Annotated in this window: 25 protein-coding genes, 1 tRNA gene and 1 pseudogene; 23 read left to right on the plus strand and 4 right to left on the minus strand. The window is 58.3% G+C overall.

All coding sequences use genetic code 11. The annotated features are described in order from the left end of the window. Window positions 1-6 precede the first annotated feature (6 nt). From hisF to BLW71_RS18060, 9 genes are all read left to right on the plus strand, one after another. Window positions 7-780, plus strand: a complete 774-nt coding sequence (hisF, locus tag BLW71_RS18020; RefSeq protein ID WP_091798510.1) for an imidazole glycerol phosphate synthase subunit HisF — start codon at window positions 7-9, stop codon at window positions 778-780. Window position 781: 1 nt separating this feature from the next. Continuing rightward, window positions 782-1,192 carry a phosphoribosyl-AMP cyclohydrolase gene (gene hisI, locus BLW71_RS18025; protein WP_177205060.1) on the plus strand — a complete coding sequence of 137 codons (411 nt, stop codon included), beginning with the start codon at window positions 782-784 and terminating at the stop codon, window positions 1,190-1,192. Next, window positions 1,189-1,584, plus strand: coding sequence for a phosphoribosyl-ATP diphosphatase (locus tag BLW71_RS18030; protein ID WP_091798513.1), 396 nt, complete (start codon window positions 1,189-1,191; stop codon window positions 1,582-1,584). Before hisI ends, BLW71_RS18030 begins: the two co-directional genes overlap by 4 nt. Window positions 1,585-1,688: 104 nt before the next feature. After that, entirely contained in the window at window positions 1,689-2,084 is a 396-nt protein-coding gene (locus BLW71_RS18035; protein ID WP_091798516.1) for a DUF4870 family protein, read from the plus strand. Window positions 2,085-2,165: 81 nt separating this feature from the next. Then, entirely contained in the window at window positions 2,166-2,531 is a 366-nt protein-coding gene (locus tag BLW71_RS18040; RefSeq protein ID WP_091798519.1) for a histidine triad nucleotide-binding protein, read from the plus strand. 250 nt (window positions 2,532-2,781) lie between these two features. Continuing rightward, window positions 2,782-3,021 (plus strand): Sec-independent protein translocase subunit TatA, encoded by a 240-nt coding sequence (gene tatA, locus BLW71_RS18045; protein WP_007180217.1) that lies wholly within the window; start codon window positions 2,782-2,784, stop codon window positions 3,019-3,021. A gap of 39 nt (window positions 3,022-3,060) precedes the next feature. Continuing rightward, window positions 3,061-3,588: a Sec-independent protein translocase protein TatB gene (gene tatB, locus BLW71_RS18050; protein ID WP_091798523.1), complete on the plus strand. Its 528-nt coding sequence runs from the start codon at window positions 3,061-3,063 to the stop codon at window positions 3,586-3,588. Between the two features lie 34 nt (window positions 3,589-3,622). After that, the gene (gene tatC / locus BLW71_RS18055; protein WP_091798526.1) at window positions 3,623-4,402 is read left to right on the plus strand and encodes a twin-arginine translocase subunit TatC; all 780 of its coding nucleotides are present in this window, start codon (window positions 3,623-3,625) and stop codon (window positions 4,400-4,402) included. Between the two features lie 162 nt (window positions 4,403-4,564). Beyond that, a complete protein-coding gene (locus tag BLW71_RS18060; RefSeq protein ID WP_091798529.1) occupies window positions 4,565-4,915 on the plus strand; it encodes a DUF1493 family protein in 351 nt (116 codons plus the stop codon). A 27-nt stretch (window positions 4,916-4,942) separates the two neighbouring features. On the opposite strand, the gene BLW71_RS18065 is transcribed toward BLW71_RS18060, so the two are convergent. Continuing rightward, window positions 4,943-6,169, minus strand: a complete 1,227-nt coding sequence (locus tag BLW71_RS18065; RefSeq protein WP_091798532.1) for a Do family serine endopeptidase — start codon at window positions 6,167-6,169, stop codon at window positions 4,943-4,945. A gap of 19 nt (window positions 6,170-6,188) precedes the next feature. Here BLW71_RS18065 and BLW71_RS18070 point away from each other — a divergent pair, with 19 nt between their 5' ends. From BLW71_RS18070 to BLW71_RS18125, 12 genes are all read left to right on the plus strand, one after another. Further along, window positions 6,189-6,935 (plus strand): Nif3-like dinuclear metal center hexameric protein, encoded by a 747-nt coding sequence (locus BLW71_RS18070; RefSeq protein ID WP_091798535.1) that lies wholly within the window; start codon window positions 6,189-6,191, stop codon window positions 6,933-6,935. A gap of 231 nt (window positions 6,936-7,166) precedes the next feature. Beyond that, entirely contained in the window at window positions 7,167-7,787 is a 621-nt protein-coding gene (gene petA, locus BLW71_RS18075; RefSeq protein ID WP_091798537.1) for a ubiquinol-cytochrome c reductase iron-sulfur subunit, read from the plus strand. After that, window positions 7,787-9,166: a cytochrome b gene (locus BLW71_RS18080; protein WP_091798540.1), complete on the plus strand. Its 1,380-nt coding sequence runs from the start codon at window positions 7,787-7,789 to the stop codon at window positions 9,164-9,166. The genes petA and BLW71_RS18080 overlap by 1 nt, the downstream gene beginning before the upstream one ends. A 22-nt stretch (window positions 9,167-9,188) precedes the next feature. Next, window positions 9,189-9,944 carry a cytochrome c1 gene (locus tag BLW71_RS18085; RefSeq protein ID WP_091798543.1) on the plus strand — a complete coding sequence of 252 codons (756 nt, stop codon included), beginning with the start codon at window positions 9,189-9,191 and terminating at the stop codon, window positions 9,942-9,944. 95 nt (window positions 9,945-10,039) lie between these two features. Then, a complete protein-coding gene (locus tag BLW71_RS18090) occupies window positions 10,040-10,651 on the plus strand; it encodes a glutathione S-transferase N-terminal domain-containing protein (protein WP_006052302.1) in 612 nt (203 codons plus the stop codon). 70 nt (window positions 10,652-10,721) lie between these two features. After that, window positions 10,722-11,231, plus strand: a complete 510-nt coding sequence (locus BLW71_RS18095) for a ClpXP protease specificity-enhancing factor (RefSeq protein WP_091798546.1) — start codon at window positions 10,722-10,724, stop codon at window positions 11,229-11,231. Window positions 11,232-11,250: 19 nt separating this feature from the next. Further along, window positions 11,251-11,326 (plus strand) — tRNA-Thr (locus BLW71_RS18100). Between the two features lie 196 nt (window positions 11,327-11,522). Continuing rightward, window positions 11,523-12,740, plus strand: coding sequence for a tyrosine-type recombinase/integrase (locus BLW71_RS18105; RefSeq protein WP_091798549.1), 1,218 nt, complete (start codon window positions 11,523-11,525; stop codon window positions 12,738-12,740). Window positions 12,741-12,845: 105 nt separating this feature from the next. Beyond that, window positions 12,846-13,574 carry a hypothetical protein gene (locus tag BLW71_RS18110; RefSeq protein WP_091798552.1) on the plus strand — a complete coding sequence of 243 codons (729 nt, stop codon included), beginning with the start codon at window positions 12,846-12,848 and terminating at the stop codon, window positions 13,572-13,574. A 492-nt stretch (window positions 13,575-14,066) separates the two neighbouring features. Next, on the plus strand, window positions 14,067-14,378 hold the full coding sequence (locus tag BLW71_RS18115; protein WP_286162017.1) for a helix-turn-helix transcriptional regulator: 312 nt from the start codon (window positions 14,067-14,069) through the stop codon (window positions 14,376-14,378). Between the two features lie 13 nt (window positions 14,379-14,391). After that, window positions 14,392-15,750 carry a DUF3987 domain-containing protein gene (locus BLW71_RS18120; protein WP_091798555.1) on the plus strand — a complete coding sequence of 453 codons (1,359 nt, stop codon included), beginning with the start codon at window positions 14,392-14,394 and terminating at the stop codon, window positions 15,748-15,750. 439 nt (window positions 15,751-16,189) lie between these two features. Continuing rightward, complete coding sequence (locus BLW71_RS18125; protein WP_091798558.1) at window positions 16,190-17,350, plus strand: YagK/YfjJ domain-containing protein; 1,161 nt, start codon at window positions 16,190-16,192, stop codon at window positions 17,348-17,350. A gap of 230 nt (window positions 17,351-17,580) precedes the next feature. On the opposite strand, the gene BLW71_RS18130 is transcribed toward BLW71_RS18125, so the two are convergent. Then, a complete protein-coding gene (locus tag BLW71_RS18130) occupies window positions 17,581-18,045 on the minus strand; it encodes a toxin-antitoxin system YwqK family antitoxin (RefSeq protein WP_091798561.1) in 465 nt (154 codons plus the stop codon). An 895-nt stretch (window positions 18,046-18,940) separates the two neighbouring features. On the opposite strand from BLW71_RS18130, the gene BLW71_RS18135 reads away from it, so the two are divergent. Then, entirely contained in the window at window positions 18,941-20,011 is a 1,071-nt protein-coding gene (locus BLW71_RS18135) for an HNH endonuclease (RefSeq protein WP_286162018.1), read from the plus strand. A 959-nt stretch (window positions 20,012-20,970) separates the two neighbouring features. Here BLW71_RS18135 and BLW71_RS18140 read toward each other — a convergent pair. Continuing rightward, window positions 20,971-21,243 (minus strand): hypothetical protein, encoded by a 273-nt coding sequence (locus BLW71_RS18140; RefSeq protein ID WP_091798564.1) that lies wholly within the window; start codon window positions 21,241-21,243, stop codon window positions 20,971-20,973. Between the two features lie 278 nt (window positions 21,244-21,521). Here BLW71_RS18140 and BLW71_RS18145 point away from each other — a divergent pair, with 278 nt between their 5' ends. Then, the gene (locus tag BLW71_RS18145) at window positions 21,522-22,688 is read left to right on the plus strand and encodes a GGDEF domain-containing protein (protein WP_286162019.1); all 1,167 of its coding nucleotides are present in this window, start codon (window positions 21,522-21,524) and stop codon (window positions 22,686-22,688) included. Between the two features lie 162 nt (window positions 22,689-22,850). Here the strand turns inward: BLW71_RS18145 and BLW71_RS18150 are convergent. Continuing rightward, window positions 22,851-23,555 (minus strand): annotated as a pseudogene (locus BLW71_RS18150) (IS30 family transposase); the annotation flags it as partial. Window positions 23,556-23,564 lie beyond the last annotated feature (9 nt).

A 23,564-nucleotide genomic window follows, 5' to 3' on the forward strand; every position in this document is an offset into this window, starting at 1 on the left:
AAGATCATGGCTCTAGCTAAACGCATCATCCCCTGTCTCGACGTCACGGCTGGCCGCGTGGTCAAGGGCGTCAACTTCGTCGAACTGCGCGATGCGGGCGACCCCGTCGAAATCGCCCGCCGTTACGATGATCAGGGCGCCGACGAACTCACCTTCCTCGACATCACCGCGACCTCGGATCAGCGCGATCTGATCCTGCCGATCATCGAAGCGGTCGCCTCTCAGGTGTTCATTCCGCTGACGGTCGGCGGCGGCGTGCGCGCCGTCGAAGACGTACGGCGCCTGCTGAACGCGGGCGCGGACAAGATCAGCATGAATTCGTCGGCGGTGGCGAATCCGCAGCTCGTGAAAGACGCAACGGACAAATACGGTTCGCAATGCATCGTCGTGGCGATCGACGCGAAGCGCGTCTCCGTGCAAGGCGAAACGCCGCGCTGGGAAGTCTTCACGCATGGCGGGCGCAAGGCCACCGGTCTGGATGCGGTCGAATGGGCGCGCAAGACGGCCGAGCTCGGCGCCGGCGAAATCCTGCTGACCAGCATGGATCGCGACGGCACCAAGAGCGGCTTCGACCTCGCGCTCACGCGCGCGGTGTCCGACGCGGTGCCGATTCCGGTGATCGCCTCGGGCGGCGTGGGCAATCTGCAGCATCTGGCCGACGGTATCAAAGAGGGCCACGCGGACGCGGTACTCGCCGCGAGCATTTTCCACTACGGCGAACACACCGTGGGCGAGGCCAAGCGCTTCATGGCCGATCAAGGCATTTCGGTGAGGTTGTGACGTGGTGAATCCCTCGGCAATCAATTGGCTCGACAAGGTCAGGTGGGACGCGAACGGCCTCGTGCCCGTGATCGCGCAGGAAGCGTCGACAAACGACGTGCTGATGTTCGCGTGGATGAACCGCGAAGCGTTGGCGAAAACCGTCGAAACGGGCCGTGCGGTGTATTTCTCGCGATCGCGTCAGCGGCTGTGGTTCAAGGGCGAAGAGTCCGGCCACGTGCAGCATGTGCATGAACTGCGGCTCGATTGCGACGAAGACGTCGTGCTGCTGAAAGTGGAGCAGGTGTCGGGCATTGCCTGCCACACCGGCCGCCACTCGTGCTTTTTCCAGAAATTCGAAGGCTCGGTGGAAGATGGCGACTGGGTCGCCGTCGATCCGGTGCTGAAAGACCCCGAACACATCTACAAATGACGCAATCCACGCAAACCACGTCGGCTAACCCCGCTTCCACGACCGACACGCTGCTGCGCCTCGCGGCGATCATCGACAGCCGCAAAGGCGGCGATCCGGACGTCTCGTACGTGTCGCGCCTGTTCCACAAGGGCGACGACGCGGTGCTGAAGAAGATCGGCGAAGAAGCCACGGAAGTCGTGCTGGCCGCCAAAGATGCGCGCCACGGCGGCGCGCCGAAGGCGCTGGTGGGCGAAGTCGCTGACCTGTGGTTTCACTGTCTCGTGATGCTGTCGCACTTCGATCTGAGCCCGGCGGACGTGCTCGCCGAACTCGAGCGCCGTGAAGGCATGTCGGGCATCGAGGAAAAGGCGCTGCGCAAGAGCCGCGACCGCGAGCAGAACGGCGACTGAGCGGCGCTGAGCGACGGCTGAGCCGCGGCCGTCTTGAAGTGGCGAGCATCGGCGCCCATATTGCACTGAACACATCTGACGCGCATCCTCGGGAGGACGCAAGCATGGAACAGTCGCACGAAAGCTATCCGCCGCCGGCTTACCGCAATGCCCTCGAACCGGAACGCGAGCGCAGCCTGCGCACGCTCACCCACGTGCTGTATGCGCTGTACGCGGTCCACTGGCTGACAGGCGGCCTGACGATCCTGATCGCGATCATCATCAACTACGTGAAACGGCCCGACGTGGTGGGCACGCCCTACGAAGCCCATTTCGAATGGCAGATCCGCTCTTTCTGGATGGCGCTGCTGGGTTATGCGATTGGCGGCGTGCTGCTGTTCGTCGTGATCGGCATTCCGGTACTGTGGGCCGTGAGCATCTGGATGTTGTACCGTATTATCAAAGGCTGGCTGTATCTGTACGATAACAAGCCGCTCGCGAATCCGCGTGGCTGGTTCTGAGTTTCGTCCGACTGTTGCCGGGCCGGACATGAACTGCGCCGCGCACGCTTCGCGCTCCAGCCATACTGCGTCAGGAATACGATGAGCCACGACCCGAACTGCCTTTTCTGCAAGATCGCCGCCGGCGAGATCCCGTCGACCAAAGTCCACGAAGACGAAGAGTTCGTCGCCTTTCGCGACATTCGTCCGGCCGCCGAAACGCATGTGCTGGTGATCCCGCGCAAGCACATCGCCACGCTGTCGAATTGCACCGAAAGCGATGCACCGCTGCTTGGTAGAATGCTTGTCTTGACCGCGCGTCTGGCTGATCAGTTGGGCGTGGCGTACACCGGTGGCGAAACGGGCTTTCGCACGGTAATCAATACCGGTCCTGGCGGCGGGCAAGAGGTGTATCACATTCACGCACATATTCTCGCGGGACCTCGCCCTTGGCAGCGCATGGGCTGACAAGGGCAACGCTGACAGGCAACGCGGCGGCGCGGCGAGTTTTGTTCGTGGACAATAGCGCGAGCGTTGTTTTTGCCGCATTGTAACGACGCCGACGCGATCGTCTGGCCACAATGACATTCCGTGTCGCGGGTTGATTCGGAAGAACTCGCGGTAACGTATAGATGAAGCGCACGCGCTTCGATTCACGCCGCAAGGCGCACGAGTTTCACCGCATCATGGTGCGGGTTCGGGGTTAAGGAGAGTAGTCATGGGTTCGTTGAGCATTTGGCATTGGCTGATCGTGTTGTTGATCGTGGCGCTCGTCTTCGGCACGAAGAAGCTGCGCAATATCGGCACCGATCTGGGTGGCGCGGTGAAGGGCTTCAAGGAAGGCATGAAGGAAGCCGAAACGCCGGCAGGCGAAGCGCAACAGCGCGAACTGCCGCGTAACGGCGCCGTGGATGTGGATGCGAAGGAAAAGGCGCCGCGTTCCGGCGATTACCGCTAAGCCGCGGCTTAACCGCGTTACTGACGGACATTCCACTTCATGCTGGACCTCGGTCTAACCAAGATGGCGCTGATCGGCGTCGTCGCGCTGGTCGTACTCGGGCCTGAGCGCCTGCCACGCGTCGCCCGTACGGCCGGCGCGTTGTTCGGCCGCGCGCAGCGGTATATCAACGACGTGAAGGCCGAAGTCACGCGCGAAATCGAACTCGACGAACTGCGTCGTATGAAAAGCGAGTTCGAGGCCGCCGCGACCAACGTCGAAACCTCTGTTCAGGACAATCTGCGCAAGCATGAGGGCGAGCTGAACGACGCGTGGAACAGCGGCACGTCGGTGTCGCCGAGCATTGCGGGCGGCGCGCTCGAAGACGTTGGCAACGCAGGCAATACGTCGTGGCCGAGCAGCACGCCGGCTGCGGCGCCCAAACGCAAGAACTGGCGCGTCAAGCAGACGGCCATGCCCACCTGGTACAAGCGCGCGACCACGCGCCGCACGCGCGTGCAGTCGGGTGCGGCGCGCGTGGCGCGGCATACGCCGGCCACCATGCGTCGTCCGACGCGCTTCTTCTGATGATCAGAACGACAATCTCTAACCGAGGGCCGGTGTGAGCGACCCCCAGCAAACCCAGGACGAAGGCACTGAAGAGACCTTCATTTCCCACCTCGTAGAATTGCGCGACCGTATCATTCGCGCCGGCCTTGCCGTCATCGTGGTGTTCGTGGGACTCGTGTATTGGGCGCCGGATATTTTCCGGTTGCTGGCGCGGCCTCTGATGCAGAACTTGCCGAAGGACGGCAAGATGATCGTCACCGACGTAACCGGCTCGTTCTTCGTGCCGATGAAGGTGACCATGCTGGTGGCCTTCGTGATCGCGCTGCCGATCGTGCTGTACCAGATCTGGGCGTTCGTCGCGCCGGGTCTTTATCAGCATGAGAAGAAACTGGTCGGGCCGCTGGTCGGCAGCAGCTACACGCTATTCCTGTGCGGCATGGCGTTCGCGTATTTCGTGGTGTTTCCGACCATTTTCCGCGTCATGGCGCACTACAACGCGCCGCTCGGCGCGGAGATGACCACGGACATCGACAATTACCTGAGTTTCGTGCTGACCATGTTCATCGCGTTCGGCGTGACGTTCGAAGTGCCGATTGTCGTGGTACTGCTGGTTCGCATGAACGTGGTCACGCTCAAGAAGCTCAAGGAGATCCGTCCGTATGTGATCGTCGGCGCGTTCGTGATTTCGGCCGTGGTCACGCCGCCGGACGTGTTCTCGCAACTGATTCTGGCGATCCCGCTGATCGTGCTGTACGAAGCGGGGATTATTGCGGCGCGGTTGATTGTGGGTAAGCAGCCGGCGGTGATTGAGGACGCGGGCGCGTCGGATTAATGCTTAGGCGTGAATAAAACGAAAAGGGCGGTCTATTGCAGACCGCCCTTTTTATTGCGCGCTCGTTGGTCGCGGTTAGTTCATCCGAAGCTTTCGTGCGTGCACAATCATTTATCGATCGGCCATTGGATACAACGGCCCTGTAAAAGCAGAGGTTCACCTGTGAAGACAGAGACTTGGAGCAGTCTGAAAGCGTTTGTTGCGGAAGATGCCGGAAAACCGATTGTCGGTCGGCTCCAACTGGCGAGGGGCACGGACCTGTATCACGATCTGGATATGGATCCAGCGCGTATCGCGGAATTGATGAAGAGATGGGCCGCACGCTTCGGCGTGGATGTGGGCGGTTTCGATCTGCACTACCATTACCCGGCTGCGAAGCTGAACATTGGCCCTTTCTTCGCCACCGTGGCCAAGTTGCCGTTCAGCGCCAGTGCGCGTGAAACCCTCGGCGGTAGATCGCTCACGCTCGGGATGCTCGAAGAGGCAATGAAAGCGGGGCGGTGGCAAGCGTAGCTCAACACGACCTGGCCCCCGCGTACCTCAACCCCCATCATCATCCTGCTGATCACCACCGCCGCCGTTGTCCTCAACCGGTTGTTTCGGTGGAGGCGGCCGCTTGCCGATGGTGACATCGAGATCCATCTCACGGCTCTTGCGCACGAGGTGCACCTTCGCTGCCGTGCCCGGTTTGATCTGCGCGATCACATTCAGCAGGCGAGTGGTGTCAGTGATCTCCTGCCCGTTCACGCTCACAAGAATATCGCCCGGCTTGATGCCAGCACGGTCCGCAGGGCCGTTCTTCAGCACACCCGCCACGATCGCCCCAGACTTCTGCTCCAGCCCGAACGATTCGGCGATTTCCGGCGTGACGTCCTGCGGTTCGACGCCGATCCAGCCGCGCGTGACCGAACCCGTGGTGATGATGCTCTCCAGCACGCTGCGCGCCGTCGACACAGGAATCGCGAAGCCAATGCCGAGCGAGCCGCCAGAGCGCGAATAGATGGCGGTGTTGATGCCGAGAAGGTTGCCTTTCACGTCGACCAGTGCGCCACCCGAGTTACCCGGGTTGATGGCCGCGTCGGTCTGAATGAAGTTTTCGAACGTGTTGATACCAAGGTGATTGCGCCCGAGCGCGCTGACAATACCCATGGTCACCGTCTGGCCGACGCCGAACGGATTGCCGATGGCGAGCACTACGTCGCCCACGCGCGTCTGGTCCATGCGGCCGAGCGTGATGGTGGGCAGGTTGGTCATGTTGACCTTGAGCACGGCCAGATCTGTTTCCGGATCGACGCCGATCACTTTCGCATTCGTGGTGCGGCCGTCGGCTAGCGCAATTTCGATCTGGTCGGCGCCGTCCACGACGTGCTGGTTCGTTAGAATGTAACCTTCCGAACTCACTATCACGCCGGAACCCAGATTCGACGCGGGCTGTTCCTGCTGCTTGCGCTTATTCTTGTCGCCGAAGAAGTAGCGGAACAGCGGGTCTTTCGCACGCGGGTCGGGTGGCAGTGAGCCATCCTTGCTGGAGAACACATTGACGACCGCGGGCATGGCCTTTTGCGCGGCGTCCGCATAGGACGCCTGGGCTGGGCCGCTGCCGATGCCTGGCGCCACTTCCCGTAGGGCGACGATCGGTTCGGCGAGTTGCTTGCCGAATTGCCCCTGGCGCTGCAGCCACTGCGGTTTGAGCGTCGCAATGATGAACATGAGCGCCAACAGCACGGTCACCGCTTGGGCAAAGAACAGCCAAAAGCGTCTAAGCATCTGAAGACTAGAGGTTTATATGGATCGGATCGAACTTGAATTGTACTTGAACAATCTCCTTGAAACCGCGCGCTTCAAGGACTATTGCCCCAATGGACTGCAGGTCGAAGGGCGTCGCAAGATCAATAAGCTCGCGACCGGCGTGACCGCTTCGGCGGCCTTCCTGGAGGCCGCGCTCGACTGGGGCGCGGATGCCGTGCTGGTCCATCATGGCTACTTCTGGCGCAACGAGGCGCCGCAGATCACCGGCCGCAAATATGCGCGTCTGAAACTGCTGATCGCCAACGAACTGAATCTGTTCGCTTATCACCTGCCGCTCGACGACCATCCCGAGTTCGGCAACAACGCGCAGATCGGCGCGAAGATGGGCTGGATCAGCGACGCGCGCTTCGGCGAGAACGACCTCGGCTGGCTCGCCACGTTTCCGATGCCGATCACGCTCGCTCACTTCACCGCGCAAGTCGAGCAGACTCTCGGCCGCACGCCGCTCGTGTTCGGCGACGCGGATCGCGAACTACGCCGCGTGGCCTGGTGCACGGGCGCCGCGCAAGGCATGTTCGACGCGGCCATCAACGCGGGTGCCGACGTCTACCTGACCGGCGAAGTGTCGGAGTCGGTCATGCACACCTCGGCGGAAAGCGGCGTCGCATTTCTCGCGGCCGGCCACCATGCAACGGAGCGCTTCGGCGTGCAGGCGGTGGGCAAGCATCTGTCCGAGCAGTTCGATATCGAACACCTCTTTATCGATATCCCTAATCCCGTTTGAATCACCGGATTTACGTAAAACGCATTAGCTAAGCAAAAGGCACGAATAACGCAGAGGGCACTTAAAAGGAGGTGCGAAAAAGTTTGCGATCCGTACGGAGTAACCCTGATTTATCAAGGGCTTCGCACGGTTTTTGGCAATCGGCCCTTGTAAATGGCGACTCCATTCGCGCAAACTAGCGGCGGTAGAAGCGACGTGAAGGAAAAATCCAACTCAGAAGTGGGGCGTGTGATGCGAGACAAGGAAGATGAACGCGTCGACGGCAGCCGCCGTACCTGGCTGATAGCGACGACCGTAGCAGGTGGCATTGGAGGCGTTGCCACTGTCGTACCCTTTGTTAGTTCGTTTGCACCATCTGAAAAGGCCAAGGCAGCAGGTGCCCCGGTCGAAGTCGATATTAGCGATCTCAAACCCGGCGACATGAAGACCGTTGCCTGGCGCGGTAAGCCGGTGTGGATCATCAACCGCACCGACAGGATGCTCGCCGATGTCCAGAAAGCCGATAACGAAGTAGCGGATCCCCACACCAAGAATCCTTTTTCGATGCCGTTGCCGGAGTACTGCAACAACGAGTTCCGTTCACGCGCCGACCACAAGAACCTTTTCGTCGCCGTTGCCGTGTGCACCCATCTGGGTTGTACGCCGACGCCGCGCTTCCAGGAGGGCGCGCAGCCGAATCTTCCGGACGACTGGCCGGGCGGCTTTCTGTGCCCGTGCCACGGCTCGACCTATGACATGGCCGGCCGCGTCTTCAAGAACAAACCTGCGCCGCAGAACCTCGACATCCCGCCTTACATGTTCACGTCGGCTACCGGCCTCGTGATCGGCAAGGACGAGAAAGGAGAAGCGTAATGGCGATCGAACACGAAGTAGAGACGACCGGGCTGGTCGGCTGGATCGACCGGCGCTTTCCGCTGACCTCCACCTGGAAGAAGCACGTTTCCGAGTACTACGCGCCGAAGAATTTCAACTTCTGGTATTTCTTCGGTTCGCTCGCGCTCCTGGTGCTGGTCAATCAGGTCGTCACCGGCATCTTCCTCACCATGAACTACAAGCCCGACGCGACGCTCGCGTTCTCGTCGGTCGAGTACATCATGCGCGAGGTGCCGTGGGGCTGGCTCATCCGCTATATGCACTCCACGGGCGCGTCGATGTTTTTCGTCGTCGTGTATCTGCATATGTTCCGCGGGCTGATGTACGGCTCGTACCGCAAGCCGCGCGAGCTGGTGTGGATCTTCGGCTGCGCGATTTTCCTGTGCCTGATGGCCGAGGCGTTTTTCGGCTATCTGCTGCCGTGGGGCCAGATGTCGTTCTGGGGCGCGCAGGTGATCGTGAACCTGTTCTCGGCGATTCCGTTCATCGGGCCGGATCTGTCGCTGTGGATTCGTGGCGACTACGTGGTCTCGGACGTCACGCTGAACCGCTTCTTCGCGTTTCACGTGATTGCGATTCCGCTCGTGCTGATCGGTCTGGTGGTCGCCCACCTGGTCGCGCTGCATGAAGTCGGCTCGAACAATCCGGACGGCATCGAGATCAAGGCGAAGAAGGATCCGGACGGCATTCCGCTCGACGGCATCCCGTTCCACCCGTACTACTCGGTGCACGATTTCATGGGCGTGACGGTGTTCCTGCTGATCTTCGCCGCGATCATTTTCTTCGCGCCGGAGATGGGCGGCTACTTCCTCGAAGCGAACAACTTCGTGCCGGCCAACCCGTTGCAGACGCCGCCGGAAATCGCGCCGGTGTGGTACTTCACGGCCTTCTACGCGATGCTGCGCGCCACCACCGATCCGTTCAAGATCGTGCTGATGGTCGTGATCGCGCTGCTCGGCCTGCTCGCGCTGGTGCGCGCGCGCGGCAAGTGGAAGCTCGGTCTGCCGGTGCTCGCGGTGCTGGTGATTCTGGCCATGGCGTTCACCGAATCGAAGTTCTGGGGCGTGGTGGTGATGGGCAGCGCGGTGGTATCGCTGTTCTTCCTGCCCTGGCTCGACCGCTCGCCGGTCAAGTCGATCCGTTACCGGCCGTTCTTTCATAAGGTGTTCTACGGCATCTTCGTGCTCGCGTTTCTGACCCTGGCCTTCCTCGGCACGAAACCGCCGTCGCCGGTCGCCACGTTGATCGCCCAGATCTGCGCGCTGATCTACTTCGCGTTTTTCCTCGGTATGCCGTTCTGGACGCGGCTTGGCACGTTCAAGCAGCCGCCCGAGCGGGTGCGGTTCAAGCCTCACTAATCGCGAGCCAGGAGAACACGAAATGAAAAAACTGCTTACGAAGTGCGCGCTGATCGGCGCGACACTGCTCGCGGTGCTGGCCGCCCCGGCTCACGCGGACGAGAATTTCCCGCTCGACCGCGCGCCGGATAACGCGGAGAATTTCGCTTCTTTGCAGCACGGCGCGCAATTGTTTGTAAACTACTGCCTGAATTGCCACAGCGCGAATCTGATGCGCTACAACCGGCTGACCGACATCGGCATCATGCCGAACGAAATTCAGGCGAACCTGCTGTTCACCACGGATAAAATCGGCAACACCATGACCGTGGCGATGCGGCCCGAAGACGCGAAAGCGTGGTTCGGCGCGAGTCCGCCGGATTTGTCGGTGGAAGCGCGAGCGCGCGGCAAAGACTGGCTCTACACGTATTTGCGCAGCTTTTACCGCGACAATACGCGGCCGACGGGCTGGAACAATCTGGTGTATGAAAACGTGAGCATGCCTCACGTGCTGTGGCAGCTTCAGGGGCAACGTACCGCGAAGTTCGGTGACGAAACCGACGAAAAAACTGGCGAGACGGTACACAAATTTGTCGGCTTCCAGCAGGTCACTCCGGGGACGATGTCGCCGGTAGATTATGATTCTGCTGTGGCCGACCTCGTGTCGTACCTGTCATGGATGTCCGAACCGACCCAGAAAACCCGCAAACAGCTTGGCGTGTGGGTGCTGATGTTCCTCGGTATCCTGAGCTTTTTCGCCTGGCGACTGAACGCCGCGTACTGGAAACATATCAAATAATCACGCCGTCACCCGGCGTGGGGCCGGCGCCAGGAAAAACCTGCTGAACGGTTTTTCCGCGCGCTGGCCTTTCAGCTTTTTGAGGAAACGTAAACATGATGGTTCTGTATTCCGGCACAACTTGCCCGTTCTCCCAGCGCTGCCGGCTGGTGTTGTTCGAAAAGGGCATGGACTTCGAGATCCGCGACGTCGACCTGTTTAACAAGCCGGAAGACATCGCCGTGATGAATCCGTACGGTCAGGTGCCGATTCTCGTCGAACGGGACCTGATTCTGTACGAATCGAACATCATCAACGAGTATATCGACGAGCGCTTCCCGCACCCGCAGCTGATGCCGGCCGATCCGGTTCAGCGTGCCCGCGCCCGCCTGTTCCTGCTCAACTTCGAAAAAGAGCTGTTCGTGCACGTCGGCACGCTCGAAAACGAAAAGGGCAAGGCCGCCGAGAAGAATCACGAGAAGGCCCGTCTCGCGATCCGCGATCGTCTGACGCAGCTCGCGCCGATCTTCCTGAAGAACAAGTACATGCTTGGCGAAGAGTTCTCGATGCTCGACGTCGCGATTGCTCCGCTGCTGTGGCGTCTGGACCACTACGGCATCGAACTGTCGAAGAACGCCGCCCCGCTGATGAAGTACGCCGAGCGCATTTTCAGCCGCCCGGCTTACATCGAAGCGCTGACGCCTTCGGAAAAGGTGATGCGTCGTTGAGTTTGGCTTTGGGGTGAGGGCGCTGCGCGGCTGGGTGAGCGCGGGCCCGCGCCCGGTAAGAGGACTGTTGATGCAAGAGATTTCCACCAAGCCTTACCTGCTGCGCGCGCTCTACGAGTGGTGCACGGATAACGGCTATACCCCGCACATTGCGGTCCGGGTCGACAACCAGACGCGCGTGCCGCGTCAGTTCGTGCGCGACAACGAAATCGTGTTGAACATCAGCTTCGAGGCGACCAGCCAGCTGCAGATGGGCAACGAGTGGATCGAGTTCAGCGCGCGTTTCTCCGGCAAGTCGCACAAGATCGAAGTGCCGATCGCCAATATTCTCGCGATCTACGCGCGCGAAAACGGGCAGGGCATGGCATTCCCGGTCGAGTCGACAGGCGGTGAAGCGCAGGATTCGGGCACCGACGCCGAAGTGGCGGACGAGACCGAGGCGCCCGCGCCGCGTGCGGTCGAAACGGCGCCGGCCGCGGATGCCGCCGCCGCCAAAGCGGAAAGCGCGACGGACGCCCCGCAGCCTGACGACGATGGATCGAAAGGTGGCGGAAGGGCTCGCCTCAAGATCGTAAAATGAAGTAGAATCACGGCCTCATGCCGGCTTAGCTCATCAGGTAGAGCGCTTGACTTGTAATCATGAGGTGGCGGGTTCGAGTCCTGCAGCCGGCACCATATACCGATCCGAGGGTGTCCTTGGAAATCCTGAAACCCGTGATAGCATAAGGCTTCACGGGTTTTTTTATTCCGATGTTGTCCAACGGTGCCCGTCTGAATCCGGGGGCGTGTGGGGGCACCACCGGGGGAATCTCAGCAATCTGGCAAATGCCCCCGGGAAAAGTGCCCCCTAGCGCTGTAAGGTAGGTGCCTTATGCCGTTGACTGACATCGCGATTCGCAAAGCCGCTCCCCGTGAGAAGCCGTACAGGCTTGCTGATGGCGGCGGTATGTACCTCGAAATCTCGCCGTCTGGCGGGAAATACTGGCGGCTCAAATACCGTTTCTTGGGTAAGGAAAAGCGCCTGGCTTTGGGCGTCTATCCGGACGTGCCGTTGGCCGCTGCTCGGGAAAAGCGCGAGGACGCCCGAAAGAAGCTTGCTGCTGGCGTCGATCCTGGTGAGGCGAAGAAAGCCGACAAGCGGGCGGCTCTGCTCGCGGCGACTAATTCTTTCGAGGCTGTCGCGCTTGGCTGGTTGGCTGAACTCACGCCGTATGTGACGGCCGGGTCAATGGTCAAGACGAAGGCTCGATTCGAGAAGGATGTTTTCCCTTGGCTCGGCAAGCGGCCGGTGGCCGACATTGATGCCCCCGAAGTCTTGGCGGTCCTGAAGCGGATCGACAGCCGTGGTGCTCGGTTCACCGCTCACAAGGTGCGTGGTGAGATAAGTCGAGCGTTTCGCTTTGGAATCAAGGAAGGTTATTGTAAGCTTGATCCGGCTCGCGATCTGATCAATGCCATTCCGCCGGCACAAACGACTCACTTCGCTTCGATTACAGAGCCGGAAAAGGTGGGCGCAATGCTACGGGCGTTCGATGGCTTCTCCGGCACGTTTCCGGTGTTGTGCGCGCTCAAGCTCGCACCCATGCTGTTCACGCGGCCTGGTGAACTACGCAAGGCTGAGTGGAGCCAGTTCGATTTGGATAAGGGTGAGTGGCGGTATCTCGTCACGAAGACCATGACCGAACATCTGGTTCCGCTCGCCACGCAGGCAGTCAGAGTTCTGCGAGAACTCCACGCCCTTACCGGCAACGGGCGTTACCTTTTTCCGGGGGCTCGTTCGTCGCAGCGCCCGATGAGCGATGCCGCAATCAATGCTGCGCTCCGACGCTTGGGCTACGACACTCGCACCGAAATCACCGGCCACGGCTTCCGGGCGATGGCGCGAACGATCTTGCACGAGGAATTGGAGCAAAAGCCTGAAGTTATTGAGCATCAGCTTGCCCATGCCGTGCCCGACACGCTCGGCAAGGCATACAACCGGACGAAGTTCATCAAGGAGCGGCGGGCGATGATGCAGAAGTGGGCAGACTATCTTGACAAGCTAAAGGCTGGAGTTGGAGTCGTGCAGCTTGGCGGCGAAGCGGCCTGAGACGGCGCTTGAGCAAGGTGGTGTGCAGTTGATTGGTACTGTGCCGACCGCTAGGACTTACAGGCGGCCGACCGTTTTGACAAAAGACGAGTGATACCGGGGGCGATGGACGATATGGGCTGGCAGTACGACTTGCCGGATGCTTCAGATGTTGAACAGTGGTCTGATGCCGCTACGCAGATCGACAGCGGATATCGGTTACTACGCGGAGATTTTGATTCTGATACCAGCCTTCGGGCGTATCTGGATCGGCTGACCCCGTTTGTCCCGCTTCCTCCTCTCGCCACGCCGTATTTGACGGAGGAAGACTTCCTTGACGAGGGCGGGCGGGAAGCTTTTGTGGAGTTGATCGATTCCTACCCTCTTGATCCCGAACTTCTCAAGGATAACGATCGCGTGTATCGCCGAAGTATGGTGCGCTTGTGCGGTGAATTATTGACGGCAAATGCTGCGCTTGAGGCTGGCTTGAGGGAAAAAGCATGGTGGCATTTGTCGCGTGCTCGCTTTCATGAAGGGTGGGCGAATGGGTATTACCTAGCGGCAAAACCTGCGGAGGATAAGAGGCGGAGCGGAAAAAGGGGGGGCGTCACCAAGGAAGAGAACAAGAAACGGGTGGCCCGGGACGCTTGTATTAAGTATCTAAAAAATGATCGTCCCGAAGGTGGTTGGATAAGCCTGGAAGCCGCCATTCGTACCGTGGCCCTAAAGGTCGCGGAGGAGATGAGAAAGAAACATGGAGATGTTGATGTCTACGCGCTGCTTTCCGACTGGTTGAGCAATGACCCGGAAGTCCAGCAAGCTGGCGGTTTCACAATACGGGATACAAAGGACTGATTGTTGCTCCGTTTGAGCTGTGCCCCAGGCCCGATCGGGCGTATCTACACAATCGCGACCGTCGGCAAGCGTCGGCGCAACGCCGAATCACCATTGAGCGCAGCCACGCTACGTCTCGCCTGCCGGGCCGCACGGCCCCGCAGGCTCCTCGTCGGGCGTTCCGTGAGCGCCTGACCTCCACCGCTTTTTACCACCCGTGTTGTTCGGGCAGATCATGCGCTCGGATTGGCCTGGGCTGCCCTAACGCTGGGTGCGTCTGTATCCCCGTTCAGCGGACTCTGGCCGAGCGCATGCACTATTTCGGCGACTCGCTGTCCCCCTCACCATCGCCCCACATCAATTGCATAAAACCGGACTTGCATGATTGCCGACCACCATCGACCGCCGGATTGACGCAGGGCATTTTTTTACAGGCGCTAGGCATCGTGGATTTCGGCGTGATCCTCAACACTACGGGAACTGCAAATTCGCAGTGTTCAGAGAGGAGTAGCCATGTACGACAAAGCCCAGATGGATGCCATTTCGCCGCAGGCGAAGATGGGGCGCCACGGTGCGGGGCTGGCGAGCCCAGCGCCCGACGAGGCCGTTCGCGACGGTATCAGCATTCCGCGCGGCGCTCGCGTGCTGCGCATCAAAGATGTGATCGACCGTACCGGACTCTCGCGTTCGACCCTGTACGCGCTGATGAAGAGCGACCCGACGTTTCCGAAGAAGGTCTCGCTGTCAGCCCGTACTACCGGGGTGGTCGAACACCAACTCGACGCGTGGATTGCCTTGCGCGCCAGTTTGCGCGCAGCGGCATAAATCGGGGGACGAGATGGATATCATCAAACCGTGGTCGACGCACGTAGCCCTGCCGTCTGCTTATCGACGAAATGGCGGCACATTGACGAGCCCGCGCGCGCCGCATCGTTCGTCATACCCCGTTCACAGCTTTCCTGGGCAACTCCACTCGATAGCTCACGATCTCAGTGCCAGCGGCGGTGTCGCCCCTGAAATCGTGGGGACAACGTTGATCGTAGTGGCGTCATTGCTTACGCAGGGCCTTGCGGATGTGACGTGGCCCAACGGACGGGTAATCTCTATCGGCGCTAACGGGCTCATCGTATCTCCATCGGGGAGCGGCAAGACGATGCCTTACGACTGGCTTAAGGCCCCGATCGAAAGATACCTTGAGCAACTTACCGCAGCCGACCCGGGGGGCAAGCACGATTGTCTGCTGCACGAAGACCCGACGCGTGAAGCACTGGTGCAAAGTCTTAAGGACTGGCCGGTTGCAGGACTTCTGACTGACGAAGGGGGAATTGTCAAAAGGCTGCTGAAGGATTCGGCTACATTGGTCCATCTACTGGATGGAACTTCCCATCGGCATATGCGAGTTGGCACCGGTCGTATCACCCTGACTGATCCCCGCCTTTGCATGCTTTTGATGGAACAGCCCAACATATTCGAAGAGACAAAGCAGCGACTTGGCGGACGCAAGGGCGGGGTCGGCATGATTAACCGCTTTCTTGTCATGCGGTCAATGGGGCTTGCAGAGGGATCGCCTCATGACGTTCGGTTGTCGGACGACGTGGCGCTGGCATATGAAAAGAGGGCCGATGAATTTCTGGATGCACTTGTTGTGCGCATCAAGGAGGGGAATCGGGCGCGTCCGGCGTTAAAGCTCAGAGCCAACGCAAATCCATGCCTAATTGAAATGTCCAATGATGCTCGCAGGCGATGCGCGGAACCTAATTCTCCGTGGGCCGACATTTCTGAATATGTCGTGCGCCATGCAGAACGTGTTCTGCGGCTTGCCGGTGTATTCCACGTTTTTGAGTACGGACCCGAAGGCGAGATATCCCTCGATACGCTCGAGCGTGCGGAAAGCTTCGGCAACTGGTACGTCGATTCGTACCGGGAGATATTTTGCGAAGAACCAAAGCCAACGCAGGCCGAGCTTGATGCCGATGTACTCGGAAACGTGTTCGTTCAACTGTGCCAGGCGACTGGCCGCTGGGTGGTCCCTCAGTCCGAGCTGCGTACGTGGTCAATTAACCTGGCACTTACCGGATCGCGGTTTCCTCGGGCTTTGGGCGCTCTTTGTCGGCAGGGGCGGGTTGCTGTGTTTCCTGGGCGCAATGGGCCTCAGGTTGAGCTGAACCGTTCTTCTCTGCTGCTTTCATACCGTTGAAGAAAACACCACGGGCGCACTGCATGTGCGTCCGCGGTGTTTGTATGCCGCTGTCAATCTGTCGTAGTAACTAAGCATATCGCCGAGGTTATCGCATTGCTCGTAGCTTATTGGGATTTCTATTCCCATGTGCTCGTTTGTGTTGAGGATTTTGATGTGCGATGGTTCTGGTTATTAGTAGGATGGATATTTATATATCTCTATTGGTTAAGAGATTCTTCATCTATCGAGTGGTATTTCTATCAATAGATAGCTATGCCTCAGTAACTATTTGCAGTGTCAAATATGTCTGTATCCGCCCTTACTCAATAGGGGTGTTGATCTCTGGATGATTGACAGGTCTGGCCTGCTAACTGCCACGTAGATTGATGGCTGATTGGACAATACATTACCACTCAATGCCTATGGCTAATTGAGTGGATATCAATGATCGAAGGCTATGGAAACGAACTCTGACATCAATTTGTACGTGATCAAGACGAAAGGCAAGGATTACATCTTGCCATATTTCATGGATGGAGTGCTGGATCTGATGAAGTTCATGAATATGGTGCTCTACAAGGACTCGCTGTTTCACAACGAACCCAAGCGAGTAAATGATGTTCGTTCGAAGAAAAGAGTCTCCCGCTTAGGGATGCATATAGAACGCCTCCACGGTTACAGTCAACTATATTCGAGTGGATACGCGTTTTCACCTTTGATTGAATTCTTCTTCGGGCAGTATCGCAAGCACTTGATCAAAGAGAGCGCGATGTTGCTCGATGAGTTTGACCCCAGTGGACTTAGTTCTGATCTGTTCAATGATTTCGTTGTCACGATGCGGCGTGAAGCGGTCGCAACGAAATTGAAGAAGAGAATTATTGATTGGAATAGGAAGTTCGAACTAAGTTGGGAGAGGGTGGTTGAGTTTGAGGATAAATTGTTCGAGCGTTATGCTCGCTTGATGGTTATCCGTCTGGACTTCGATTATCACAAGGCGACTTTTACTGACGATGAGTTAGAGCAGGCGCTTGATGAGGCTGTGAGGCGGAAAGAGCGTGATCTGGCTGATTACCTGTCAGGAGCAGATATTTCGATACCGCGAGCTATCGAGGGTCGTATTACGCTGGATGAGGTGCAGAAGGATCGAGATCGCTTTTTTGGGAATATGAAAGGCAAGCCTTCCTTATTCAGGCATCTGGTTGGCTACGTCTGGCGTATTGAATACACGCGGATGGCCGGTTATCACATGCACGTTATGTTGTTCTTTGATGGTGCATACGTTCAGAAGCATGAGTATTATGCGCAGGAGATAGGTTGCTACTGGCGCGATGTGGTTACTGAAGGGCGGAGCTACTTTGAAAACTGCAATCGAAAGAAGGCGGAGTACGGCGACAAATGGGCGCTCGGGCAGATTGACCGTTTGGACGCTGATAAACGAGGCAAGTTAGTTAATGCACTGGGATACTTTTGCAAGATGAGCCAGATTGTCCATGTCATGCCTTATCCGAAATGCCGCCTCTTTCAAACCGTGATTATCCGCCGGCAACGCAGGGGAGCTGGGGGGCGTCCGCGCACGAGGAGCGTCGTGGGTGCTGACAACCAGCGTCCTGCATGCTGAACATGGATATCCGCTTTTTCTCCCTCGCTTTGTAATCAAGACCTTACATAAGGCCTTGTCCACTGGGTGCGACCTTGGTTACCAAGGCTTGCACTCGGACTCCAGACGGGCGCCATGCGAGCGACGAATATCGGTTTTCGGTGGCCGGCAATCTGGAGCCCTATTTCGAGGAGGCTCTGGGAGCCGGCGCAAAAATTAGGCGAAAGTTATGTATTAACCGATGCCTTTAATCACTGCCAGCCATGAGGAGGAAGTCTGCCCTCCTTACACGCCGATTCCCAATCCGGCCGTTTGTAACTGACGCGCTCGTCCATTTCTCCAGTTCGATAATAAGAGGTCGAGAAGTCTTTTCGGTAGTTGGCTTCCCAGCCGGCTACACATGTATTGATAGTGCGTGCGGTAGCCTCATCCTCAAGCGCAAGGCGGCCTTGGTTATAGAGAACCTCGAAAACGACTCCGCCTTGTTCGTTGAACTCTTGGGTAAACCCGTCCAGTTCGCCATTCTTGAAATTTTCTATTTTCGCTAGATACTCACCGTCATGAGAAGTGCCGTAGGTCTTTTGAGGGCCATCCTTCAGCCCATCCTGGAATTGGGTAATCGTATAGCCCAGCCCTTTAGAGACTGAGATGTTGCCATTGCCATCCGTGGACGCAAAGCCGGTCGCCTTGCCGTTCCTCCATGTGAGATCGGTCATTAATTTTCCATCGGCCCCCCATGCTTTCTCAGGGCCGTCCTTTTTTCCGGCGACTGCACTGTATTGGTGGACGAGGGCCTTAGTCTGCTTCCAGCTGAGATGGCGATTTATTTTGGTCTCGCGTCTTTTGTTGGAAATCCGCAGAGTACGCGTTCAGTACGCGTCTATTGGAATAACGGTCCGTTATTGGGAATCTCAAGGTCGATATCAGAGTCGTCAGCACCGTATCCGCTGTCACGCGCATAGGCGACATTGAGGCGCCCTCCCGTACGTACAAGACAGCGGCCCCGCTGTCTTCAAGGACCCCTTTGTACGTCCGGAGCACTCCAATAGCCGCCGCCAAAGTGCCGCCAGCCGACCGGAGATTGTGGGCCCCCTCGTGAGCCGGATGTCGGGACCGGCATCGGCCATCGACGGTCGATCGCTCCCAAACTCACGGTGACAATCGACTTCGCTCAGAAAGCGGCCACTCGGAAGCGTGGCTCTGTAGTCGGCCCTTCGGCCGGAGCGGTCAGTCGATTGAGCGCTGACTTGGGGCAACTCGATTGATCGTTTTCACGGCATCCGGATTCTTGATCCGTTGTTCACAGGTTCGAATCCCGTACGGCCTACCAAATGTGAACGGGCTCCCATTCCCACGATCTTTCGCGATTATGATAGGTAAGTCTTGGGCGCTTCGCAGCACTGAACGACCGAAAATGACATTGCGCTGTGGTCGGCCGTTGACCTTGAAGACACGGTTGCGATGTCCATCGACCGGCGGAAGCGAACCATCGGGCATGAAATCGCTGTCGCCGCCGGTGATGATGGCACCTCGCCCTCGCCCAAATAACGGCAAGACGTGCTTCAGAAATCAGGTAGGCTCTGTCCGCTTAGGACACAACGGGGGGGTTAAGTGGTGGAGGAAAGGCTTCAAAAGAACCGATGGAATGATTCTCTGGTGCGACTGGGCGGCCAGCGGCAACGGAAGACCGAGATATTCCTGGAGTGGCTCGCGGACCGCGCCGCGGTGAACAATGGCGTCATCGAGCCTTTCACGAACGCTGAGCGGTTCGAGGCAATGGGGTATCAGAAGAACGCGGGCATGGCGGCGGGCACGGTGCAATCGCGAGTTGACTTCGCTTGCTTTAAGCTCGGGCTCCCACCGCTGGGACTAACATCGCAAACGCCTTATTCCGCGTGGGAATACGACGGCAAGGCTTCTTGGGCGTTCCCGCTCGCCGCTATGGTAAAAGCAGCGCGTGAGCGGCAATGGACGCCGGAGGAGTTTAAGAGGATTCTGGCCACGACCCAAGAGCTGCCGGAGGTGGCACGGCTCTGGGTCAGCCCCGAAATGGAGGCGCAACGGCGACAGTGGGCTGCCCTGTTCGGCTCCACGGTGCCCGGAGAAGGCGCGGCAGTCGCCGAGCCCGCGAAGAAGGAGCGCAACCAGGCGTGGATGACCGAAGCAAATGCGGCGCGCGAATCGCCGCAGGACTTGATCGAAGCGAACGCGCGGCGTCTTATTGAGGATTTAAGAGAGCTCGAACGGGACGTGCCCGACGTCACCGAGCGCGATCAATTAGCCAAAGCACGCATCGGCCAAGGGCGTTTTCGCGCCGACGTCATCGCGAAGTGGGGGCGCGGAGAAGTTTGCGCGCTCACCGGGGCGGCCATCCCAGAAATGCTCGTCGCATCCCACATCAAGCCTTGGCGCAAGTCGTCTAACGAAGAGCGCCTTGATCCGATGAACGGCCTGCTTCTCGCCGCAAACGTGGACCGGCTGTTCGACCGCAACCTCATGAGCTTCAAACACAGCCGTGGAGAGTATTTTAGCGTGTTGCATCCGCGCCTGCGGGCTGAGGCGGGGGAGCTAGGGCTGTTCGAGGGGATGCGACTGTCAACCAGTCACCTAGGCTTTTCCGGCGCGCAGCGGTTTGAGCGCTACATGAGCGAGCACTTGCGCGCGTATCTCGAATTGGTGTAACAGGGCCCAAAGTAAAGTGCAGACAGTAGATCGCTCTATGCCTGACAGGCTGCGAGGCGGATGGCCGCTCAGCGATGAGCGGATTGCAACGCGAGAGCGCTGCCCATTTCGGTTGTTGGGGACGGTGGTGGCGCGCTCTGAAGCTATGCGCGCAAAAAACCGCCGCTTCCGCGGAGGCCGCTATGGTTTCGTCTACAGTCGAACAGTATTTGGAGCCCCACTTCTGGAAGGCAAGTCTGCGTGCGCGCGACAACGACGTCGCGCTCGCGAACTTGACTGCGGACACCGGGCGCCTTTCGCGGCACTGGTCGGAGCCGGTCAGTCCGCCAGCGTCCCGCCCGCCGCCATTAGTGGTATCCATTCGTCGGTAGTCGCGCCAGAAACCGTCGTCCAAAAAATGCCTCCGAAGCAGTCGTTCACCGTTGCGGGGGATTACATCGGAGCTGATGTTGTACTTCGCCATGTTCCGTTCAAGCTCGTTGTTACGCTCGCTGGACATGTTGTAGTAGCACTCGTTATCCGAGCACTGGCTTTCGAGCTTGGCCGTGTGGATACGTGTGGTCCAGCCATCCAGTTAGTGCTATTCCATCAATTGCCTGACCCAAGACGAAGGTGGCCCGAACGTTTTACGGGATGCGCAATCACACAGTCGAACCGGTAATCGGAATCTTCAGGCACTTGGTGCAATTTCGGCAGTTCTTGCTGCGCGGGCTGTCCAGCGTGTCGGTGGATGGTCGCTACGGTCCTCCCGTGGAAACATCAGGCGCAGCAACGTATGGCGAGGCGTGCAGGGGCTTAAACTGGATGTAGCGATGCCCTCATCGCAAAAATTGCGTTCCAGATCTGCTCTTAGATTCCTCACCTCAAACCTGGCTCGCTCCTGGGAACTCCAGAAGTCGCGTGGCGTTAATGTACCCCCATCCGAAGGGTTAGCGGCCTTCCTTTGCTGCTGGTTTCTCCTATTGCGCCGCTGTAAGTTTGAGTCCGGGACGCAGTTCCTGGACAATTTCTTCGTGGCCCCTGCGCTCGTCGGACACCTGCTCAATGCCCTTTTTCGAAACCCTTTCGCAAAAAGCGATCCGGGAGCGGTAGTAATCTGCACGCAACTGCGCATCCAGAACGTGTTGCTCAGCCTGGAAAAGCTCCATGCGCAGATCGTTCAGCGCTTTTTCAGCCTGCTTTTCGGGCGTAGGTGCGTGGCGTATAGCCCAGTTTGTGATCCATCTCAGCATAGTGAAGACCTCCGATCGTCAAGCGCTTTTCGGCAGGTATCGAATCGCTCTTCATGCCGAAGTGACGCAATACCATCGTCCCTGCCACGGCAAAAGATTATCAAGATCACTGCAACATCTGTGTGGTTTTGCACACGCCTTGTGAAAAAATACTGAGCCGTCCCGAGTTTGCGGTGGCTCGTGTGGTTGGTTGGCTTGGCAACGAAGTCCCAACTAATTTCTGATATAACATCCGTGAAAAAAATTAAGCGTCTTAAACCACATCCGGGGCGGCTATCGTGAGTACTACCCTTACTGAATCGCAGGCCGACTTCGAGATCCACCCCGTTCGGGTGGAATTCAGAAGTTCAGAGACTGAACGTAAATTCCAGTGCCATCACCTGATGCGGACTCAGGAGTCTTTGTGCACGACGCTGATTTTTTGTTCTTTGTTTTATGTCACGTTCGCAGTGACGGATGTCGGTGTACTTGGCTACACACGCGATACGCTGTTGTTATTTCTCTACCGGGTGCTCGTCGCAATGACAGCGACAGCGGGGCTTTACCTAGTCCGCGTTCGCCCTGAATCGATAGTAATGTGCCGTGCCGCCGCGACCGCGGCCGAGGTTGTCGGCATGGGGGTGTTCATGATCATTGTGCGACACCGTCCTGACGAAATCCCGTGGCACTCGATGTCCATGTGCATCATGCTAATCGTCGTCTATATCTTCATTCCGAACCGCCTGATCCTTTCACAAGGCATCGCTGTCTTTGCGACCGCAGCTTTTATTGCCGTTGTCATAATTCTGGGAACGCTCAAGCGATCAGATATACTGACTATGTCCATGTTGCTGCTGCTGACCAACAGTTTTGGACTTGTCGCGGCTCGTCGATACCACCGCGTGTGGCGTGAAGAATACAGGGTTCAGTCGTTGCTGACGCACCTAACTGTTCAGGACTATCTGACCGGATGCTATAACCGCCGGTATCTGAACGAGGTTCTTCTTTCTGCTGAATTGGCACGCTCTCGACGTCACGGGCTCGCATTTGCAGTCATTCTGTGCGACATCGATCATTTCAAGGCGATCAATGACACCTATGGCCATCTCTGCGGCGATGCGATAATACGCAACTTTGCGACATTGCTTCGAAAGTCGACCCGTCAGCACGTTGATAGCGTCGTTCGCTACGGCGGAGAGGAGTTTCTACTGCTACTACCGCAAACGGACCGTGCAGGTGCCGCGATCCTTGCGGAACGATTGCGACACTCCTTCGCAGAGGCTTCGGTGGAATATCGCGAACAGAGAATCGTCGCAACAGCCAGCTTCGGAGTGTTGGCTCTGAGCTTCGCTGATGGCGGCGGGGATGTGAGCGAGGAGGCCATCATTGCAGCTGCAGACAGCCTGCTCTATCGGGCCAAAAAGGCAGGCCGCAACAACGTCCAGTCGGACGACCTTTTTAACTAAATGTAGATGTGTTGGTACGCTACGATATCGCGGTCCATCGGGCGGCCGCAACTTCCTTCGATGACGCGAAGAAAAGCCGCATTCCGGCGACGTAATGCGCATGGCAGAGGCCACGCTAGCTCTTTATAGCTGGGCGGTTTCAAACCGAAGTGCAACGGGGGGTTAATGTTTAGCGCTTTGAGATTGGCTCGCTGAGGCAAGTGCCGCAGCGAAGACCTCGAATGGCGAATGGAACGCGTGGGTTGCGCGGGGCCGGCTGTTCAGGCTGTCGGCGATGGCATCGAGCTCGTCCTGAGTGTAGACCGAGAGGTCGGTGCCCTTAGGCAAATATCGACGGAGCAATCCGTTGGTGTTTTCGCAGGTCCCGCGCTGCCAGGGGCTATGTGGGTCGCAGAAGTACACGCGCACGCCAGTGGCTGCAGTGAGTTCTTGATGCCGCGACATTTCTTTTCCCTGGTCGTAGGTAAAGGTTTGTCGCAGCGGTGCTGCAATCGAGTTGAGTTTGGCAGAGAAGCCCGCCAGCGCTGAAGCGGCGGTGGCGTCCTCCATCTTGGCGAGCAGCACTAGACGGCTGGTCCGTTCGACCAGGACGCCGACAGACGATTGATTTCCGGCGCCCTTGATAAAGTCGCCTTCCCAATGACCAGGCAGCAGGCGGTCCTCGATTTCGGGCGGCCGCACGTGAATACTCACCATCTCGGGAATCTGCCCGCGCCGGTCGGTGCCGCGCGTGCGGGACATGTGGGTGTTGTGGCCGTGGCGCAGGCAGGCAATCAACTGGCGGCGCAATTCGCCACGCGGCTGAGCGTAGATAGCCGTGTAGATGGTTTCGTGCGATACGTGCTGGGTCGGGTCGGTCGGATAATTGGGTAGCCA

The organism is Burkholderia sp. WP9 (assembly GCF_900104795.1).
Classification (GTDB): Bacteria; Pseudomonadota; Gammaproteobacteria; order Burkholderiales; family Burkholderiaceae; genus Paraburkholderia.

Excerpts from the sequence above, each read along its gene's own strand:
- hisF (WP_091798510.1), top strand. The coding sequence starts at position 7 with ATGGCTCTAGCTAAACGCATCATCCCCTGTCTCGACGTCACGGCTGGC.
- BLW71_RS18030 (WP_091798513.1), top strand. The coding sequence starts at position 1,189 with ATGACGCAATCCACGCAAACCACGTCGGCTAACCCCGCTTCCACGACC.
- BLW71_RS18035 (WP_091798516.1), top strand. The coding sequence starts at position 1,689 with ATGGAACAGTCGCACGAAAGCTATCCGCCGCCGGCTTACCGCAATGCC.
- BLW71_RS18040 (WP_091798519.1), top strand. The coding sequence starts at position 2,166 with ATGAGCCACGACCCGAACTGCCTTTTCTGCAAGATCGCCGCCGGCGAG.
- tatA (WP_007180217.1), top strand. The coding sequence starts at position 2,782 with ATGGGTTCGTTGAGCATTTGGCATTGGCTGATCGTGTTGTTGATCGTG.
- tatB (WP_091798523.1), top strand. The coding sequence starts at position 3,061 with ATGCTGGACCTCGGTCTAACCAAGATGGCGCTGATCGGCGTCGTCGCG.
- BLW71_RS18065 (WP_091798532.1), bottom strand. The coding sequence starts at position 6,169 with ATGCTTAGACGCTTTTGGCTGTTCTTTGCCCAAGCGGTGACCGTGCTG.
- BLW71_RS18070 (WP_091798535.1), top strand. The coding sequence starts at position 6,189 with ATGGATCGGATCGAACTTGAATTGTACTTGAACAATCTCCTTGAAACC.
- petA (WP_091798537.1), top strand. The coding sequence starts at position 7,167 with ATGCGAGACAAGGAAGATGAACGCGTCGACGGCAGCCGCCGTACCTGG.
- BLW71_RS18080 (WP_091798540.1), top strand. The coding sequence starts at position 7,787 with ATGGCGATCGAACACGAAGTAGAGACGACCGGGCTGGTCGGCTGGATC.
- BLW71_RS18085 (WP_091798543.1), top strand. The coding sequence starts at position 9,189 with ATGAAAAAACTGCTTACGAAGTGCGCGCTGATCGGCGCGACACTGCTC.
- BLW71_RS18090 (WP_006052302.1), top strand. The coding sequence starts at position 10,040 with ATGATGGTTCTGTATTCCGGCACAACTTGCCCGTTCTCCCAGCGCTGC.
- BLW71_RS18095 (WP_091798546.1), top strand. The coding sequence starts at position 10,722 with ATGCAAGAGATTTCCACCAAGCCTTACCTGCTGCGCGCGCTCTACGAG.
- BLW71_RS18105 (WP_091798549.1), top strand. The coding sequence starts at position 11,523 with ATGCCGTTGACTGACATCGCGATTCGCAAAGCCGCTCCCCGTGAGAAG.
- BLW71_RS18110 (WP_091798552.1), top strand. The coding sequence starts at position 12,846 with ATGGACGATATGGGCTGGCAGTACGACTTGCCGGATGCTTCAGATGTT.
- BLW71_RS18115 (WP_286162017.1), top strand. The coding sequence starts at position 14,067 with ATGTACGACAAAGCCCAGATGGATGCCATTTCGCCGCAGGCGAAGATG.
- BLW71_RS18120 (WP_091798555.1), top strand. The coding sequence starts at position 14,392 with ATGGATATCATCAAACCGTGGTCGACGCACGTAGCCCTGCCGTCTGCT.
- BLW71_RS18125 (WP_091798558.1), top strand. The coding sequence starts at position 16,190 with ATGGAAACGAACTCTGACATCAATTTGTACGTGATCAAGACGAAAGGC.
- BLW71_RS18130 (WP_091798561.1), bottom strand. The coding sequence starts at position 18,045 with ATGACCGATCTCACATGGAGGAACGGCAAGGCGACCGGCTTTGCGTCC.
- BLW71_RS18140 (WP_091798564.1), bottom strand. The coding sequence starts at position 21,243 with ATGCTGAGATGGATCACAAACTGGGCTATACGCCACGCACCTACGCCC.